The organism is Collinsella sp. AF31-11 (assembly GCF_003475605.1).
Classification (GTDB): Bacteria; Actinomycetota; Coriobacteriia; order Coriobacteriales; family Coriobacteriaceae; genus Collinsella.
The window spans coordinates 1-1583 of sequence record NZ_QRQS01000023.1; the positions used below are offsets into that span (position 1 = coordinate 1).

Here is a 1583-nt window from a genome sequence, read left to right on the forward strand (position 1 = left end):
GGACCTCGGGACGCTCTTACACCACGTCTGCGCGCGCCACCATATCTGTGACTAACCCCCTACGCAACTTCCCCATAGAGGGATTATTTTTTGCGAAACTAAAATAATGGTACCCCCCCCCCACATTAAAACAAATTGCTGGAAGTGTCCTTTATTTCCGACCCCTTTTACTGGAGTTTTATGACAGCCCCATGTAGTTCGCAGCCCATAACCCTCTGAAAACCGTGTCCCAGAATTCACGTCCGGAGTGGGATGCGGCTTCCGCTTGTGGCCCCGTTGGGAAACCACATCCCACTCCGATCACAAATTCCGGGTCGCACTTTCCGCCAAGACCCTCAACCGGAAAGCACATCCCGTTTCTCAGCCGAATACTGGGATGCATTTTCCGCAGAGCCCCTCAACCGGAAACTGCATCCCATTCCAAAGACAAATTCCGGGACACAGCTTCCACAACCCCGTGTTAAGAAAAAAGCCTCGAGAATCTCGAGGCTTTCACGTTTGTACGATTGAACGCGCGGCACCGCAAGCGGCGAAGTTATTCGCCCAAAACGGCCTTTTTTGCGGCTGCAGCCATGTTATCCAGGTCTTCCTTGGTGGGATGGTCCTTCGCGGCAACCCAGTTGTCGAGCAGCATCTTAAATCGGACGTTTTCGGGATCTTGCTCGAGCATGGCCTCGTAGCGCTGCTTGACCGCGGGGCCCATCTTGCCCTGGCACATCGCCCAGCCCGCAAGCTCGGCATCCCCAGCCAAATTGGAAGTTACGCGATCAATAATCTGCTGGTAATAGCTCTGGTCGGCCCCAAAGCCGCAGGTGCCAAACAGAAAGACGCGCTTGCCGTGCAAGGCGGAGAGCAACGCCGCGACCGAAGGCGTGCACGCGCCCTTGTCGCACCAAAAACCGACGAGCACTGTGTCGGCCGTGCAGGCGCCCTGCGCCTCGAGCGCAACCTGATCTGCATCCGCATCGTCGCTCAACGCCGCGGCATGGACAAACTCAACACCCGCAGCCTGCAGAGCGCGCTTGATCGCGCCCGAAACCATCCTGGTATTACCGCTCTTGCTGTTAACCACCAAAGAGCACGTCATAGTCACGTTGCCTCGTTTCCCCCAAAACTAAAGCCACTAATGCAATTTATTAGATGAATATCTTAGTACTAACGTGACAGATGTAAACCACCGTGTTAGTGTCGGAAAAATTTAGCCAAATATAGTCGGCCGAGATTGACCAATCCCGGCCGACCCATTTTGGCCAACACGCCCGCATCTATGACTTTCCTATCGCATTCCTACATCCCCTCGGGCTGGATCCCCCTCACCTTCACCGCCTGGGGGACGGCCTCCACCGAGTACGTGTCGAGCCCCCTGCCGCGGTAGCTCGGGCCCCGCATCACGAACACCGACGCCTTGTCGAGCAGCCTGTCGAGGGCGGCGTGTTGGCGCCACCAGCGTAGTGGCGGCGGGGAGGCACGGTGGCCATTATTCGGTGACCGGGATTGGTCAAAATCGGTTGACTATTAGCGGCTAAAATCGCCCGGCGCTAACAACCGTCTGTCGATTGGCGACGCAGACGACATCTTTGGAC

Annotated in this window: 1 protein-coding gene; it reads right to left on the reverse strand. The window is 56.5% G+C overall.

The features are described from left to right. Window positions 1-535 precede the first annotated feature (535 nt). Window positions 536-1087 (reverse strand): flavodoxin family protein BilS, encoded by a 552-nt coding sequence (gene bilS / locus DWZ22_RS09920; protein WP_118406046.1) that lies wholly within the window; start codon window positions 1085-1087, stop codon window positions 536-538. Window positions 1088-1583: the final 496 nt, after the last annotated feature.

Bases quoted from the DNA above. Each gene is read 5' to 3' on its own strand.
- bilS (WP_118406046.1), bottom strand. From the start codon at position 1,087: ATGACGTGCTCTTTGGTGGTTAACAGCAAGAGCGGTAATACCAGGATG.